We start from the raw sequence: 15,644 nt of genomic DNA, 5'->3' as shown, positions 1-15,644 counted from the left end.
AGCGAGTAATAGTTGATTACAGCGAAAAGTGCTCGCTTTCCCCTGGGCGTGAGTTGTGCCTCTTATTAGATAGACCGCATATCTTACTCTTTTTTATCCATGTAGCGTGCGATGGCTTTTTTTGTGACTTCATAGACTCCTCTGCCGATTAATTTACCTATTGAAGTAATCGGGCCTGCAAATGGCTCATGGTCCCCTTTTTGGCTGGAGGCAATCAATATACTGTCTGTAGGTGTTCCTGTCGCCAGATTACCTGTTCTTCTGTCCCTTACATTCATATCATGCAAAGCTCTCACCTTTGCCTCGGTGGATGTGACGAGGGCTTCTATATACGCTTCGTCAGATAAATTCCCATTAATGAATACCCATGTATTGATCGTACCGGGCTTTGTATCCATTTCATATTGGTAACTTGTCGATACGTCCATGGCATTTCCAACTCCTGCGGTCACAACGACGAAAACTGATTTTCCTTCGGTCACAAAACGATCGCACACCATATTAGTCAAATCCAGAGCCGTCATCATCCCCACGGTTAAGGTTGGGTCCAAATTCTTTTGAACAAGATACTTCCTCATATCTCCCCGGTAATCCGAACAATCATAATCCCCTGGCACTCTCCTATTGATAAAATGGGTGTACCATCCGATTCCTGCCCCTATGATTCCAGATGACATACATTTTAACGGATATGGTGCAGAGAAATGGATGCATTCTTCACCCAAGATAATGTAGCGGTCATCCAGGATGAGGTTCTCACTTTCATTCCCTTCAGGAACTATCACCATCTGTGGCTTGGCGACCAAGGGATGTGCCTGCTTTTGTACCTTTGTATGATATACCTCTTCAATATGCTCTTCTTTCAAAACCTCTTCCGGATGATGAAGAAGTTTTGTTCTTCCATGATCTAAGAGAAGTAAGCGATCACAATAAAGGCTTGCTAAATTCAAATCATGAAAAATGGATACGACCGTTAATCTTTCTTCGACTGTCTGTGCTTTGATTAAATCCAATAGTGATTTCTGGTAGGACAAATCCAAATGATTGGTAGGTTCATCCAGCAAGAGGATTTGGGGTTCCTGTGCAAGTGCCTGAGCAAGGAACACCCGTTGACGTTCCCCACCGGACAGTTCATGGAGGTAGCGATCTTGAAAAGACAATATTCCCGTTTGATCCATCACTTTGTCAACAATTTCAAAGTCCCTCTCGGTTGCACCTTTCAAAAAGCCTTTTTGATGGGCATATCGACCAAGCATGACCGTCTCCTTCACTTCATAAGAAAAAGTTTCAGTCGATATCTGAGGCAGAACAGCTACATGCTTAGCTAATTCCTTCGAAGAAAATTGTGTAAGAGGCTTTCCTTTCAATTCAATCGTTCCATCCATTAAAGGAAGAAGCCCCGTAAGCGCTTTTAAAAGAGTCGTCTTTCCACTGCCATTTGGTCCGAGAATGCCAAAGAATTCTCCTTGATTCACGTGAAAATTCATGTCTTCAACGATCTTATGATGGTTATACCCTACTGAGACGCTGTTAACGACAATCATGATGAAATACCCCTTTTCTTTAAGAGAATATATGCAAACATCGGTGCACCGATCAGGGCAGTAATCACTCCGATTGGAAGTTCAGTCGGAGCGATGATGGTTCTTGAGAGCAAATCAGCGAGAACGAGAAATCCTCCTCCTGTAATGATTGATAAAGGAAGGAGATGCTTATGATCATGTCCGACGATTCTTCTTAGAAAATGAGGGATGACAAGACCGACAAACCCAATCGTTCCCGAGACAGCGACGGCAGAGCCCGTTAGGATACTCCCTGCTATGAGTATAATAAGCTTTCTCTTATATACGGATATGCCTATATGGCGGGCTTGTTCTTCACCGAAGCTCATTCCATTCAATTCTTTGCTGTTCAGGATGAGCACCCCTGTCCCTATAAGAAAGAAAGGAAAGATGATGGTGATATAATCCCATCCTCTCATTGAAACGCTCCCAAGCAGCCAGCCGATAATTTGCCTCAGCTCCTCTCCTGTAAGTGCGATCATCAGGGAAATGAAAGAGCCTAAAAAAGAGCTGAAGATGATCCCAGTCAATATAATGGTTTCAACCTTCATCGTCCTCTCAACCTTTTGTGCAAACCATAATACTAGAAATACGGTGATGATGGAGCAAATAATGCTGAAAAAGGGAAGCGTAAACTTCCCAATGAACGGAATACTCCAATGAAAAAATAGAGTGATGACTGCACCCACAGATGCCCCTGATGATACCCCCAAAGTATATGGATCAGCCAACGGGTTGCGCAACAACCCTTGAAAAGAAGCCCCTGCAACGGCTAATGAGCTCCCAACCAGTAAAGCTAATAATACTCTGGGTAAACGGATTGTATACACGATGTTCGTAAACATGGGATCGACCGTTTCAGGCAAATGAATTCCGAACCACTTGGAACCGATGATCGTAACGATATCCATAGGCGGGATTGATATTGTTCCAATTGAAATGGCTGCAAGAACCGCCGTAACTAAAAATAGCACTGCCAATCCGTAAGTAATCCCTATTCTACTCTGCAAATACCTCTGGATAGATCGACTTTGCAATTTCCTCGACTCCTTCAACCAATCTTGGACCCGTACGCGTGACTAAATCTGAATGAACATCGTAAACATCCCCATTCTTTACGGCATTTACATCTTTCCATCCATCTCTCTTCATTACTTGTTCTTTCGGGTTTTCACTGTAATAACCATACGTTGTGATGATCACGTCTGGATTCGAAGATATGACGGACTCCTGATTAACCTGCACCCAGCCTTCTTGTTCGCTCATGACATTTTCCGCATGAACCATTGAAAGCATTTGATCGATGAAGGTGTTCTTTCCTGTTGAATAAATGTCAGGTGAAGGTGAAACTTCAACATACACCCGTTTCTTAGCTGATATTTCATTTGCCTTTTCCTCAATTGCTTTTAAATCTGATTTCATTTCAGAAACAATTGAATCTGCCTTCTCTTTTTTCCCTACAAGAACACCGATATCATTAATGGTGCTGTACACTTCTTCAAAACTTTTAGCATCCTCTACGATGAATACATTGATCCCAGCATCTTTCAGCTGATTCAATCCTTCTTCCGCTGATTTGGCAGTGGATTCATGAGCAAGGACCAAATCGGGTTCTAAGCTGACAATTTTCTCGACGTTAAATTCCATTCCACCGATCTTCTCTTTATCCTCGGCTTCTTTCGGATAATTATCAAAATCGGAAACACCGACGATTTCCTTGTTTAATCCCAATTCGAATAAAATTTCGGTATTACTTGGAATGAGTGAAACGATATGCTTAGGTTGTTCTTCAAGTGTAACTTTATGATCCAATGCGTCATTTAAAGTCATTGGAAATCCGGTTGAATCCCCGTTTACCTCTGCATTTTCATTCTTCTTTGATTGATCATCATCATTGGTTCCGCATGCTGAAAGGAATCCAATGGCCAAAAATAAAGAGAGTAGTACCTTAAATGTGTGTTTCATTTCCTTATTCCCCCTGTGAGTATAGATTGTAGACAGAAAAAAACATCTCCAGTGGACCAGAGATGTTGTGTAAGATGCATCTATAGGGTATAAAACCATGCACGTTACACCTCTCTATCCGCGTAGAATTGGTGCGAAAAAAATCAGGCAGGTCTCCTGGCTCATGGTCATTGTTGGCTGATACCTTCCCATGCACGATTGCACAGTGGCATACTTTCAGCTAACTACCATTCACAGTGGCGGGACCGCGTTGGAATTACACCAACTTCCCTATTAAGAAGCTAAGAAGAATCTTGCCTTCCGCTTCACCTGAATTCTTACCATATGTAATTGTTCCGTTCAAAAGAATTATACACAAATTATGACCGATGGGAAATGATATTTCATAAAATTGTAGAGATTTGTAGAAAATTTGCAGATTTAACTTTTTTCTTGTAAGTCCTAAGTTTAATCCATTGTGGCTGTGATTCTTTCGTGGTAGAATCTGTTCAAGCAATTACTTTACTGCTTTAGAGGAGTACATATCGTACAGGAGGTTTGCTAGTATGAATGGTAAGAGAGAAACCGCCACCTTTGCAGGAGGATGTTTTTGGTGCATGGTAAAGCCCTTTGATGAGCTGCCTGGGATTATAGACGTGATTTCAGGATATTCGGGAGGCCATGGGGAAGACCCCTCTTATGAAGATATCAAAGCCGGTAACACCGGTCATTATGAAGTCGTCCAAATCACTTTTGATCCGGACCTCTTCCCTTACGAAAAGCTGTTAGAACTATACTGGCCGCAAATTGACCCTACGGATGACGGAGGTCAGTTCCACGATCGTGGTGACCAGTACCGCACAGCAATTTTCTATCACAATGAAAGTCAAAAACAATCGGCGGAAAAGACAAAGAAAACAATAGAAGACAGCGGGCGATTCAAGAAACCGATCGTCACTAAGATTCTTCCTGCATCTACGTTTTACCCGGCAGAAGATTACCATCAAAAATTCTATAAAAAGAATCCGGATGAATATAAACAGGACCGCGAAAAGTCAGGCCGCGATGATTTCATTGAAGATCATTGGAAAAACAATTAAAGGCATGAAAATAAACTCCTTTCACCAAACTAATGGGTAGAAAGGAGTTTATCATATGGATAAAGAAAAGAGTAAACGTGATCAAGAACAGGTTACCGGATTCGCTGGACCTGGTAAAGTCGTTAATTTCTTTGATCCCTACCCCGACGAAGATGAAGCCAATGTAAACAACTCGGACACGGTGGATAATCATTCATCTGAACGAAAATAGAAAAGGGTAAGGGCTGCCAAGATTCTGCCCTTACCCAACATGTTTCATCCAATACACTGAGCCCCTTTCCCCTGATCATCATTGATCGATTCAGCCGGACTCTACCGCACAGTGGGTTGACCATCCATCCAGCTTCCGTTCGTTACCCTTTGCATAAACGGATCCTTCATTAGACCCATAAAGACATTACAGGTCATTCGGCTTGAACGTATATCCCTTTTTAAAGAGTACACCCCTTCTCCTACTTATCCAACGAGAAGCATCCTTTAGATGAACATTCGTTTGACCTAAGAAAAAGAAACCCCTCAATCATCCAAGACATCACACTTTAAAGAATGATACAAGTTGTACATAAATTTATACAGCGATGTACACTTTAAAGGTAAGAACCGGGGAAATCCTCCACTTAGTTAAGCCGTTAATCCCTTGATTTGCTCGGTTCTCTTCCTTTTACTCCTATCCCTCGCTCATAAATAAGAATTGAACGTTAGTGTCGAAATGTCCCGTTATCCTCCGAATGGGGAGATCCACTCCCTCCATCCAGTTCTGAAAGTCTATCTTCACTCCTTTTGCACTCTCACCGAATCCGATTAAGCATTGCAATGTTTCGCAATGAAATACACATGTGTGAATAGTCCCCGCCCAAGAATCATACGCCTTCTTGAAAATCGGGCTATCACCATCATTAAATAATGCAAGTGCCCTTTCCATGGTCAATCTCTCTTTATGACTGGATTGAAGTACACTCAGCCTTTTCAGAGAATCGTTTAAATAGTGCCGATTATCCATTTTCATATGATTCATTTGAAAATGGTTGGTACAACCAAGAGTTGATGAATGATATACCCCAATGCCTCTCGGAGATGCCTCCACCACAGCTGCCTTTCCATTTCGATCATACAAAGAGTAGTTAAAACTATGGCGGTGAGGGAGCCTGCGCAAAACATCAATGGCCTCGTCAGAATCCTTACAGGTATCAAGGATGATCCGGGCGATTGTCGTACAAATGAAGCCTTCTCCAGGTTTTAAGCGGTTTACAAAATGAAAGCCTACTGCCAATCCTTTTTCATTCATCCCATCAATCCGTCCGATCCCTCTTCCGGAGAAACCAACAGAAGCATATCCTCCTGAAGGATTCACGAGTAGAAGCCTACCCTCATATGTTTTCGGATGATAGTCATAATTCCTAACATAAACACCATCTTTCGCCAAAGATGAACAACCGGATTCTAGCCACTCCTGCTGAAAGCCTGAATATTCATGTACGGTTTCCTTCATGGACCATTGTAATCCTTCAGACAAACCCTTTAATTCATCCCACAAGCCGGGTGCAAACTGAAGAAATAATCTCTTCACTTCCATAATATCCACATTGTAGTTCCGCAGTGACTTCCTTCGGCGCTTCAGATGATGGGTGTAGAGGGCTGATTTCCGAAGTTCTCGTCCGAATTGAAGGCCGACTTCATAATAAGTCCCTCTAGACTGCAGTACATCTAATACAACTTTTTTCATCCATCCATATCCCTTTCTGCATCTTGACTATAATGTCGAATAAATATCTTCTCCCCTTCCCCCTGTTATGCTACACTTATCTCATTAAACTGTAGGAGGAAATATCATGCAAAAAACGCTAACACTTTCACTAATTCAAGAAGGAGTGAACGTTCTGAGTTTGTAATAAAAGACGGCGCTCCTTCTTCCAGAGTATAAAAAATTTCAGGAAGCAGGAGACATTTTATGATGAAACAAACGCTCGCATCCCATAATATTAGGATGCTATTTTGGATTTCTTTTTTTGGTACAATCAGTTTTCTTCAACCCGTATTAACATTATTCTATTTTGAAAGAGGGTTGACCTCCTCCGAAATATTGATCGTTCTGATGTTTTGGAGCGGGGCCGTATTACTCGGAGAGGTTCCCACTGGAATATTTGCAGACCGCTTCGGGGCAAAATATTCTTTTTTACTCGGTTCCCTGCTTAAGTTCATTAGCATCGTTCTTCTTTTGTTTGCATACGAACCTTGGATGTTTTTCCTGTACAGCTTCATCAATGGGTTCAGTGTGACCTTTTTCTCAGGGGCAGATGAGGCATTAATCTATGATTCACTCAAGGAGTCAAATGAATAAAATCGCATGGATCAGGCGATGGGAAAAGTCCAGTCTGCTTCGTTCATTAGTATGCTGATTGCCGTTTTGGTCGGCTCATATTTAGCAAAGGATTTAGCTGATGATCAATTCACCCTGCTCATTATTCTGGGCCTGGTCTTTCATCTGATAGAATTATTCCTGATTCTGGGTGTCAAACAGCCTGTTGCTGATTCGTTCCAGAAAGAAAATCCATTCTCGCAAATTAAGAGTGGTATCAAAGTCATACGGCAAGCGCCACAGTTATTGCTGATGTTTCTGAATGTCACATTGGTGTTCATCCCGGCCGGTGCCGTTTATCAATACTTTGATCAGCCGCTTCTGAAGGATGCAGGGATTCCGGTATACCTGATTGGGGTCTTTTATGCCGTTTCAGCCATCCTTGGCTATATCGCTTCGAATTCAATCGGGTGGATGACAGCACGTTTTTCCAGGGTATTGCTGATGAACCTATCAGGATTTACGGCCGTAGTCGGATTACTTCTTTCAGGTTTGTTCGGTTCCTCGTTATGGATCGTTTTAGGCTCATTCTTTCTGTTAAGACTTGTGAGGGCTATCCGCTATCCCATATACTCTCAATTAAGTAATGATTTGATTCCTTCAGGGATCAGGGCCACGACGATTTCATTGCTCTCCATAGTGGATTCATGCTTGGATCTTGTCGTGTTCGGGTTATTATCCACCATTGCTTTGAAAGGATATTCCTCTTTACTTATAGGATGCTCCTTCATTGCATTGTTGGGAACCCTGTTACCAATTACACCGGTTAGAGCAAAAAAGGAAGTACGAAAAGTCGAAAAAGACCTTCCTCTCTAAATGTAAACAAAGAGTGCTGACAATGCGTCAGCACTCTTTTGTATTGAATTATTTCTTTAAGTACGTCCAGCCTTCCTCCTGATACACCTGATCTTCTTTCATCAGTTTACCCAGGGCGCGTTTAAAGGACGCCTTACTCATATTGAAACGGTCTTTGATTTCGTCCGGCTGACTTTTATCCCAAAAAGGAATGGCACCATTGCGCTCTTCCAAATATTCAAGAATGACTTCCGCATCATCCTGCATTTTATCCTGCTTTAAAGGTAGGAATGAAACATTTACATTCCCGTCATCCTTCACGTCGATGACTCTCCCTTCAACAAGTTCCCCGAGTCTTGGCTCTTGCTTTCGTTCATTCATGTGAACGAAGCATCGATACCCTTGATCAGATAGGAAGAAAGTTCCGACTCTGAGAAGTCGATACACTCGCCCCTGCACTTTCGCATTCATCATGTCAGTGGAAGCTCTTCTGGACACCTGTTCGATGATATTTTCAGTTGCCAATCGTCCGTATAGACGGTCTTGCTTATCCCGATTCAAGGTCAGAAACAACTGGTCACCGGGATTTGGCCAAAGCTCCAAAAACCCCGGAAGGTCATCCGATGAGACCAGAATATCCTTAGGAAGCCCAATATTAACAAAGACACCTAAATCTTCCCGTTTGTCCACAACTTCTGCCCAACCGTATGCACCGACCTGTACTTTAGGGATACGCATAGTTGCTGTCAGACGAACGTCCTTGTCATGATACAGAAATACTTTCACTGTATCTCCTTCTTGAATTTCTTCCGTTATTTCAGAGTGATGCAGCAATACACGATCCTCATCATTCGTTAAAAAGAAACCATATGGTACTTCATGATCAACGAATAAATCCACTACCGTACCTGGTTTTAAAGAAGACATTATATTCTTTCCTCCTATATGAGTAAACTTTTAATTTCTCTACGTTTGTATTCACTAAATATAGCTTTTTTCACTTGCGTTGTATAGTGCGGATAAGGTTTTTTACAATAAATCATCAATTTAGAAAATAATGAATACATGAACTTTTACTGGTTCCATTGACCTGTCAATAGTGAGTTGTTATGATTCTTCTAATTCAATTATAACAAACAAATAGACCTTGTATAAGTTCAAGAATATGGCTTGAACGTTTCTACCAGCTACCTTAAATGGCTTGTCTACAAGATAAAGTAATGCCAATGGAATTATTTTATCCTGTAGAGGACACTCTGGTTGATTTTCACCAGAGTTTTTTTATTTTATCTACCAGGAGGGTTATTCATGAAAAGATTCTTTCAATTCGCTGAAAGAGGGACAACTTATAGAACAGAAACATTGGCAGGAGTGACGACCTTTCTTTCCATGGCCTACATTCTTGTCGTTAATCCCATCATTCTAAGTCAGGCAGGAATGGATAAAGGTGCCTTATTCACGGCTACTGCCCTATCTGCGATAGTAGGTTCCCTTCTAATCGGGATTCTTGCTAATTTCCCAATAGGCATAGCCCCAAGTATGGGTCTGAACTCCTTCTTTACCTTTTCAGTATGCATCGGTATGGGGGTCCCTTGGGAAATAGCACTAACCGGGGTCTTCATTGCCGGAATTATATTCATGATCTTAAGCGTAATGAAAATCCGGGAGAAAATCATCAACGTCATCCCAAAGGATTTAAAATTCGCCATTGCAGGAGGAATAGGATTCTTCGTTGCCTTCATTGGATTTAAGAACGCAGGGCTCGTTGTCTCCAATCCTGAAACATTTGTTTCAATCGGGGATCTTTCTTCTCCCGCCACATTGCTTGCCGTATTCGGATTCATCATTACGTTGATGATGTTAGTCAAAGGGATTAAAGGCGGCATATTCTACGGGATGGTTGCTACCACCGTCATCGGTATGATCGTGGGAAAAATTGACGTGCCCCACTCTGTTATCGGGAAGGTCCCTAGTCTGGAACCTACATTCGGTGTTGTATTTACGCACTTGGGCGATATTTTTACCTTTGAGATTTTGGCCGTTATCTTCACTTTCCTATTTGTCGCTTTCTTTGATACAGCAGGAGCATTGATAGCCGTTGCCAGCCAGGCAGGAATTATGAAGAATAATCAAATCCCGAATGCAGGCAGAGCCCTTCTCGCTGACTCTGCTTCAGGTGTGGCAGGTGCAATTTTCGGTACCTCAACGACTGCCTCTTTTGTGGAATCTTCTGCAGGCGTAGCGGTAGGAGGTCGAACGGGGTTCACTTCGGTCGTAATTGCCATTTGTTTCACGATTGCATTGTTCTTCTCACCTGTTTTATCTGTTATAACACCTGAGGTTACGGCACCGGCACTCATTATTGTCGGGGCTTTAATGGCCACCGAAGTAAGGCATATCAATTGGAATCGACTTGAGGTTGTCATCCCGTCCTTCGTTACCATCATTATGATGCCGTTAACTTTTAGTGTTGCAACTGGGATTGCCTTAGGATTCATTCTCTATCCATTTGCCATGATTTCATTGAAGAAATGGAAAGAAGTTCATCCCATCATGTATATCCTTTGCGGATTATTCATTCTTTACTTTGCATTTTCTTAACAATCAATCTCATGCAAAAAAAGAGGCCGGGACATAACTAAATCTATTCACTCTGAAGACGAACATTTAGATCACGTGTTACACCGCTGATGATTTCCGTGAAAGACTTCGCTTTCCCCGGGCGGAAGTCTTCCTCTTGCACTCCAATTAACAGCTAGAGCTTAATACATGGATTAAGCTCTAGCATTAAAAATTAAAAATCCGAACGAGTGATTGGAATAAAACGCTTACTCGTTCGGATTTTTCTTTAGCTGAAACCCTTTTGTCCCAGCCTCTTCTTTATATTTACTTATGAAAGCTTCGAACGGTTTCGTCTGATGGAAGAAAAAATGTCATCATTCCGAAGAGGGGAAGGAAGCTGCATAGAACCATCACAAACCGAATGGTAAATAGATCAGCAAGACCTCCAAACAGGACGGCTCCAACTGCCCCCATTCCAAAAGCCAGTCCAACGGTCAATCCTGACACCATCCCGATTTTACTGGGCAAAAGTTCCTGAGCATACACGACAATGACACTGAAGCTTGATGACAATATAAGCCCTATACAAAAAATGAATGGATAAACCATGACTAAAGACAAATACGGTAATGCGAGGGTCAAGGGTGCGGCACCTATCATGGAAAAAAAGATGATGTTTCTTTTCCCAAAACGATCAGCTAGAGGCCCGCCTAAGAACGTTCCAAGTACCCCGGCAAACATAAATACAAATATGTACGCTTGTGCTTCTTTAATGGAAAGACCATAGTCTTCAATCAAATAAAATTGATAATAATTTGAAATTCCGGCTCCATACCATGATCTGGCAAATACAAGGAATACCACAAATACCATTGCCCACTTCACTTTTGGATGAATCGATATTTTTGTTGATGCAGTTTTCTGTCTCTGATGCTTTCTCTCATTCGAATCAAGCCTTTCAGAATACCAGGCAGATACACGAAGTAACACTAACACGCCTAAGATTGCCACGATGGTGAACCACAACGCTCCTTTCTGTCCAAAAGGAACGAATATAAAGGCTGTAATCAATGGCGCCAGGGATTGACCTGTATTCCCTCCGACCTGATAGATCGATTGTGCCAGTCCCCTGCGGTTTCCCGCTGCCAAGTAGGCAACCCGTGACCCTTCTGGATGGAAAATGGCTGATCCAAATCCGATAAACAATACGGATACGATAATCCAAATAAAGTGACCGGATAATGCAAAGCCTATCAATCCTGCTAAGCTCGACAACATCCCTAACGGTAGTAAATAAGGTCTCGCTCGAATATCGGCATAGTAACCAAATACGGGTTGTAATAAAGAGGATGTCATATTGAGTGCAAATGCAATCCAGCCAATTTGCGTATAACTCAGATGCAATGATTCTTCAATGATTGGAAACATAGCCGGCACCACAGCCTGAAGGGTATCATTAATAAAATGGCCCGAACTGATTGCTAAAAGAATACCATAAATAGTAGGATTTACTGCTGGCTTTGTCAGAGTTTGTGCCAAGCTGGCCTCCCCTTTCAGAATTTATTTCGCACCTCTAAATAGTATACTGAAAAACCCTTTCATTTCCTATGGCAAATAAAAAAAGCCGAACCAAAGTTCGACTTTTTCCCGATCGACTATTCAACTTTTAGCCTTTATTGGGGAATACACGCTTAACCATATCAGCTATTTCTTCACCAAATCCTTCAATCGGTTTTCCATTTTCCGCTTTATCGGCATAGTCCCTCATCCGGTCAATGAAATCCGGATTAGTTGAAACATACACATTATTTATACTTCCATTTGCATTCTTCACTTGATCTGAGATTTTCTTTTCCAATTCTTTCGATACATTTCCATTTCTCTTATCTTCAAGTACAGCAGCTACATACGCATTTTGATCAGTTGTAAGAACATATGCGTTTTTCACTTCTTTAAGTTCTGCCACTTTACCCGCTTCTTTGTCTGCAAGAGAATAATTTTCCCTCATCGAACCGTCATTCATATAATCACGGTTCGCCTGATCATTCTTATAGTTTACTCTCTCCAGATTCCGGTTGTTCATCTGCTGCCCTTCTTCGTTCATGTTATTGCTCGTACCACAACCTGCCGCCAATGTCATGAACACCAATCCCATTAGGGAAATCAATAGATATTTTTTCATTCGAATGCCTCCTAAATTTGATTCACCCTTACTATCCCCACCCCAGATTAAATTTATTCAAAGATCTATTTACGTGTTTCATTCTTCATCCAATTAGGGAAAAGTCACAATGAACGATTTATCGGGGAGGAGTGCGAGATGTTTCAGGCAGCTTTATGGGGAGGCGCAGCAAGCCTTTCTTTATTAATCGGGGCGTTTATGGGCCTTTATCTACATATTCCGAAGCGGGTTGTAGCGATTATAATGGCCTTGGGGACAGGATTAATCATCGGTTCCGCTACCTTCGACCTTTTGAGTGAGTCGGAAGGAAAAGCTAATGTATTTTATTTAGCATGCATGTTTCTGTCAGGTGCCCTTATCTTTACATTATTCGAAATATTCATCTCTAAAAAAGGTGGAAGCGAAAGGAAGCGTTCCAAGAAAAACCCTCACAATCATTCAGGTCTGGCCATCTATGTAGGAACGATAATGGATGCCATTCCTGAATCCATCATTATCGGGGTAAGTTTTATTGAAAGCCAATCCATGCAATGGGTATTCATCATCGCTATCTTCATCAGTAATTTACCTGAATCATTATCAAGCAGTATTGGGTTGAAGCTCGATCAGTACAGCACGAGGAGAATTCTATTTCTATGGGGAAGTGTCGTCATACTATCCTCGCTCAGTTCTTTACTTGGTTATGTGTTTTTGGAAAATGCACCTGAAAGCACTTCTTATCTGATCGGGGCCTTTGGAGCAGGTGGGTTGCTGGCAATGGTCTCTTCCACCATGATGCCTGAAGCATATGAAGAAGGTGGACCTATTGTCGGCTTCCTTTCCTCCTTAGGGATCATTCTTTCCTTTATTTTGACCAATCTGTCCTGAATTTTTTTGGGAAAGCATGATGAAATCCGAAGAAAAAACGTACTTGAGCATGAGCTCAAGTACGTTTTCTTTTTACTCTTCGTGATTGATGGTCAACCCTTCTACAAATCGTTTCCCCATGAGCTTATTCTTCTTCCGATTTTCTTTGGAGTTAAAGATAATATCGAAGTCATACTCATCCGGATACAGCTCCTTGGCAGATACATACAGACTGAGTCGTTTATGATTCACGGTTCTCTTCTCCCCTTTGATTTGTACCGTGTAATCCCCTGTATCGTCAGGACCTTCATATACAATCCCAAATTCTCCTTCAGGAGAGATTTTGACATTATCTCCTCTTACGAAGGATTTAATGGCCCTGTTTTCTTTCAGACTTTTCTTATGCTCCCTTTTTTTGTGCTTGTTTACGTTGACCTGCTTCTCCATTTCCTTTTTCAAATGGTAGTCGACTTCGCCCAGGCTGTATGTTTTTTTCTCCCTATAGGTGATTTCATGGGCTTTCTCAATGATCTCAGGATGCATGCCCAGCTGCAAGGCAATGGAAAATGCCTGACTTTCTCCTCCTTTGCCGACGATAAGCTTATACGTTGGCTGCAGAGTGTCGATGTTGAATTCCATACTGCCATTCATAAAACCATCATGCTCTTCTGCGAAATGTTTGATTTCACTATAGTGGGTAGTGGCAAGGATAGTGGCTCCCTTTTCGTATAATTGATTCAAAATGGCTGTAGCGAGACCCATTCCTTCCAAAGGATCTGTACCGGAGCCGAGCTCATCCAATAGAACGAGGGACCGATCGTTGGTATCCTTTAAAATGTCAATTATATTTTTTATATGGGAACTGAATGTACTTAAGTTCTGCTGAAGACTCTGACCATCCCCGGTATCCAGAAGGATTTGCTGGTACAAGCTGATTTCACTGCCTTCACCTGCGGGAATGTGAAGACCGCATTGGGTCATGAGGGTGAGAAGCCCAACCGTTTTGATGGTGACGGTCTTCCCTCCCGTATTGGGGCCTGTGATGACCAATGCATGAAATCCTTCCCCCATCTTGATGGATAGTGGGACTGCCTGTTTTCCTAACAGCGGATGAACGGCATTGATCAAGTGAATTCTATGATCTTCATTCAAAAATGCCTTCACTCCGTCATAAGAGCGGCTATATTTCGCTTTGGCAAACAATACATCGTAATGGACCATGGTTTCGATCGCGAGTTTTAATTGCGGCTCGTATGTTTGAACCATTCCCGTCAATGTCCATAGAACATTTTCGACTTCACGATCTTCTTCTAGTTTAAAAGTGAGAAGCTGATCCTGCTGTGTGCTTAACTCCTCCGGTTCGATATAAAGGGTTGAACCGGAGGCTGAAGAATCCAAGACCGCCCCTTTCATCTTCCCCCTGAATTCTTTCTTGATCGGGATGACATATCTGCCGTTTCGTTGACTCACGATCGATTCTTGAAGGAAAGATTTGTATTTTGCCGATTTTACGATCGATTGTATTTTATCCTTTAACCGATCCTCCTGAATTCCCAGTTGCTTTCGTATCCTCAATAACTCTTTACTCGCATAATCATCCACTCTGCCATTTCGAATGCATCGATTGATTTCCTCTCCTATATCAGGAATGTCTTCGATGGAATAAACGTATGATGAAACCCTCGGTGCGAGCCACTGTTTATCCTCCATGTATTTCTTAAGTTTTTTACATGCATCCAGAAAATAATATAAGCCTGTGAGCTGATCGGGTCTAAGCGGCACTCCTTTATTCAGATTCCCCATGATGTTTTCTACCCCGTCTAAAGCATGAATCGGCACACTGGCACTTTTCTCTAATATGCGTACGGCTTCCGTCACCTCATCCAGGCGCATGTCAATCTGGCGGATATTGGTGGACGGCTGTAAGTTCAATAATTCCTTTTTTCCTTCTTCCGTCAGGGCAAATCCCATCAGTTCTTCTTTCACTGAGTTGAATTCCAGTGTTTGAAACGTTTTTTCATTCATTGTATTTTCCTCCATATAAACAAAAATAGACCACAACGAACAATGTCCATTGTGGTCTTCCCTCACTCGTATACAATCCCCCCCCATCAATTAATGCTCGTCGGTACGCAAGCAGGTAAATCCTTCAACTCCAAACGGTTGAAAAGACGACGTGACTTGCGGAATTGCGCACAAAAAGAGCTGTGCACAAAGACACAGCTCTCCTGATAAAAGGTTGAGTATGCTATGACCATTGTTCTTAACTACATTTTGAAGGTATAGCTAAATAAGCT

12 protein-coding genes, 1 pseudogene and 2 riboswitches are annotated in these 15,644 nt (G+C 42.0%); of the genes and pseudogenes, 5 read left to right on the top strand and 8 right to left on the bottom strand.

Features of this window, described 5'->3' with window-relative positions:
- Positions 1-83: 83 nt before the first annotated feature.
- Genes JI667_RS13125 through JI667_RS13115 form a run of 3 tightly spaced genes read right to left on the bottom strand, consistent with a single transcriptional unit; the run spans position 84 to position 3,527 of the window.
- Positions 84-1,544 (bottom strand): adenosylcobinamide amidohydrolase, encoded by a 1,461-nt coding sequence (locus JI667_RS13125; RefSeq protein WP_206854856.1) that lies wholly within the window; start codon positions 1,542-1,544, stop codon positions 84-86.
- On the bottom strand, positions 1,541-2,599 hold the full coding sequence (locus JI667_RS13120) for a FecCD family ABC transporter permease (protein WP_206854851.1): 1,059 nt from the start codon (positions 2,597-2,599) through the stop codon (positions 1,541-1,543). The genes JI667_RS13125 and JI667_RS13120 overlap by 4 nt, the downstream gene beginning before the upstream one ends.
- The gene (locus tag JI667_RS13115; RefSeq protein WP_206854849.1) at positions 2,562-3,527 is read right to left on the bottom strand and encodes an ABC transporter substrate-binding protein; all 966 of its coding nucleotides are present in this window, start codon (positions 3,525-3,527) and stop codon (positions 2,562-2,564) included. Before JI667_RS13115 ends, JI667_RS13120 begins: the two co-directional genes overlap by 38 nt.
- Positions 3,528-3,656: 129 nt before the next feature.
- Positions 3,657-3,855, bottom strand: a riboswitch (cobalamin riboswitch).
- Between the two features lie 217 nt (positions 3,856-4,072).
- On the opposite strand from JI667_RS13115, the gene msrA reads away from it, so the two are divergent.
- Together msrA and JI667_RS13105 are read left to right on the top strand one after the other, a co-directional pair.
- Entirely contained in the window at positions 4,073-4,606 is a 534-nt protein-coding gene (msrA, locus tag JI667_RS13110; RefSeq protein WP_206854846.1) for a peptide-methionine (S)-S-oxide reductase MsrA, read from the top strand.
- 55 nt (positions 4,607-4,661) lie between these two features.
- A complete protein-coding gene (locus tag JI667_RS13105; RefSeq protein ID WP_206854831.1) occupies positions 4,662-4,817 on the top strand; it encodes a hypothetical protein in 156 nt (51 codons plus the stop codon).
- Between the two features lie 456 nt (positions 4,818-5,273).
- Here JI667_RS13105 and JI667_RS13100 read toward each other — a convergent pair whose 3' ends face one another.
- The gene (locus tag JI667_RS13100) at positions 5,274-6,329 is read right to left on the bottom strand and encodes a C45 family peptidase (protein ID WP_206854828.1); all 1,056 of its coding nucleotides are present in this window, start codon (positions 6,327-6,329) and stop codon (positions 5,274-5,276) included.
- Positions 6,330-6,554: 225 nt separating this feature from the next.
- Between JI667_RS13100 and JI667_RS13095 the strand changes: the two are divergent.
- Positions 6,555-7,778 (top strand): annotated as a pseudogene (locus JI667_RS13095) (MFS transporter).
- Between the two features lie 48 nt (positions 7,779-7,826).
- Here JI667_RS13095 and JI667_RS13090 read toward each other — a convergent pair.
- Positions 7,827-8,684, bottom strand: coding sequence for a CvfB family protein (locus JI667_RS13090; RefSeq protein ID WP_206854825.1), 858 nt, complete (start codon positions 8,682-8,684; stop codon positions 7,827-7,829).
- Positions 8,685-8,884: 200 nt separating this feature from the next.
- Positions 8,885-8,985, top strand: a riboswitch (purine riboswitch).
- An 80-nt stretch (positions 8,986-9,065) separates the two neighbouring features.
- Here JI667_RS13090 and JI667_RS13085 point away from each other — a divergent pair.
- Positions 9,066-10,358: an NCS2 family permease gene (locus tag JI667_RS13085; protein ID WP_206854822.1), complete on the top strand. Its 1,293-nt coding sequence runs from the start codon at positions 9,066-9,068 to the stop codon at positions 10,356-10,358.
- A gap of 285 nt (positions 10,359-10,643) precedes the next feature.
- On the opposite strand, the gene JI667_RS13080 is transcribed toward JI667_RS13085, so the two are convergent.
- Both JI667_RS13080 and JI667_RS13075 read right to left on the bottom strand, forming a co-directional pair.
- Entirely contained in the window at positions 10,644-11,858 is a 1,215-nt protein-coding gene (locus JI667_RS13080; RefSeq protein WP_206854819.1) for an MFS transporter, read from the bottom strand.
- A 127-nt stretch (positions 11,859-11,985) separates the two neighbouring features.
- Positions 11,986-12,501, bottom strand: a complete 516-nt coding sequence (locus tag JI667_RS13075; protein WP_206854816.1) for a YhcN/YlaJ family sporulation lipoprotein — start codon at positions 12,499-12,501, stop codon at positions 11,986-11,988.
- A 138-nt stretch (positions 12,502-12,639) separates the two neighbouring features.
- On the opposite strand from JI667_RS13075, the gene JI667_RS13070 reads away from it, so the two are divergent.
- A complete protein-coding gene (locus tag JI667_RS13070) occupies positions 12,640-13,368 on the top strand; it encodes a ZIP family metal transporter (protein WP_206854801.1) in 729 nt (242 codons plus the stop codon).
- 72 nt (positions 13,369-13,440) lie between these two features.
- Here the strand turns inward: JI667_RS13070 and JI667_RS13065 are convergent, their stop codons facing one another.
- Positions 13,441-15,372 carry an endonuclease MutS2 gene (locus tag JI667_RS13065; RefSeq protein ID WP_206854798.1) on the bottom strand — a complete coding sequence of 644 codons (1,932 nt, stop codon included), beginning with the start codon at positions 15,370-15,372 and terminating at the stop codon, positions 13,441-13,443.
- Positions 15,373-15,644 lie beyond the last annotated feature (272 nt).

Source organism: Bacillus sp. NTK074B, from assembly GCF_017303375.1.
Taxonomy (GTDB): Bacteria; Bacillota; Bacilli; order Bacillales; family Bacillaceae_B; genus Rossellomorea.
Note: the sequence above shows the minus strand (reverse complement) of the source record. Positions and strands in the feature narration are given on the sequence as shown.

Excerpts from the sequence above, each read along its gene's own strand:
- JI667_RS13125 (WP_206854856.1), bottom strand. The coding sequence starts at position 1,544 with ATGATTGTCGTTAACAGCGTCTCAGTAGGGTATAACCATCATAAGATC.
- JI667_RS13115 (WP_206854849.1), bottom strand. The coding sequence starts at position 3,527 with ATGAAACACACATTTAAGGTACTACTCTCTTTATTTTTGGCCATTGGA.
- msrA (WP_206854846.1), top strand. The coding sequence starts at position 4,073 with ATGAATGGTAAGAGAGAAACCGCCACCTTTGCAGGAGGATGTTTTTGG.
- JI667_RS13105 (WP_206854831.1), top strand. The coding sequence starts at position 4,662 with ATGGATAAAGAAAAGAGTAAACGTGATCAAGAACAGGTTACCGGATTC.
- JI667_RS13100 (WP_206854828.1), bottom strand. The coding sequence starts at position 6,329 with ATGAAAAAAGTTGTATTAGATGTACTGCAGTCTAGAGGGACTTATTAT.
- JI667_RS13090 (WP_206854825.1), bottom strand. The coding sequence starts at position 8,684 with ATGTCTTCTTTAAAACCAGGTACGGTAGTGGATTTATTCGTTGATCAT.
- JI667_RS13085 (WP_206854822.1), top strand. The coding sequence starts at position 9,066 with ATGAAAAGATTCTTTCAATTCGCTGAAAGAGGGACAACTTATAGAACA.
- JI667_RS13075 (WP_206854816.1), bottom strand. The coding sequence starts at position 12,501 with ATGAAAAAATATCTATTGATTTCCCTAATGGGATTGGTGTTCATGACA.
- JI667_RS13070 (WP_206854801.1), top strand. The coding sequence starts at position 12,640 with ATGTTTCAGGCAGCTTTATGGGGAGGCGCAGCAAGCCTTTCTTTATTA.
- JI667_RS13065 (WP_206854798.1), bottom strand. The coding sequence starts at position 15,372 with ATGAATGAAAAAACGTTTCAAACACTGGAATTCAACTCAGTGAAAGAA.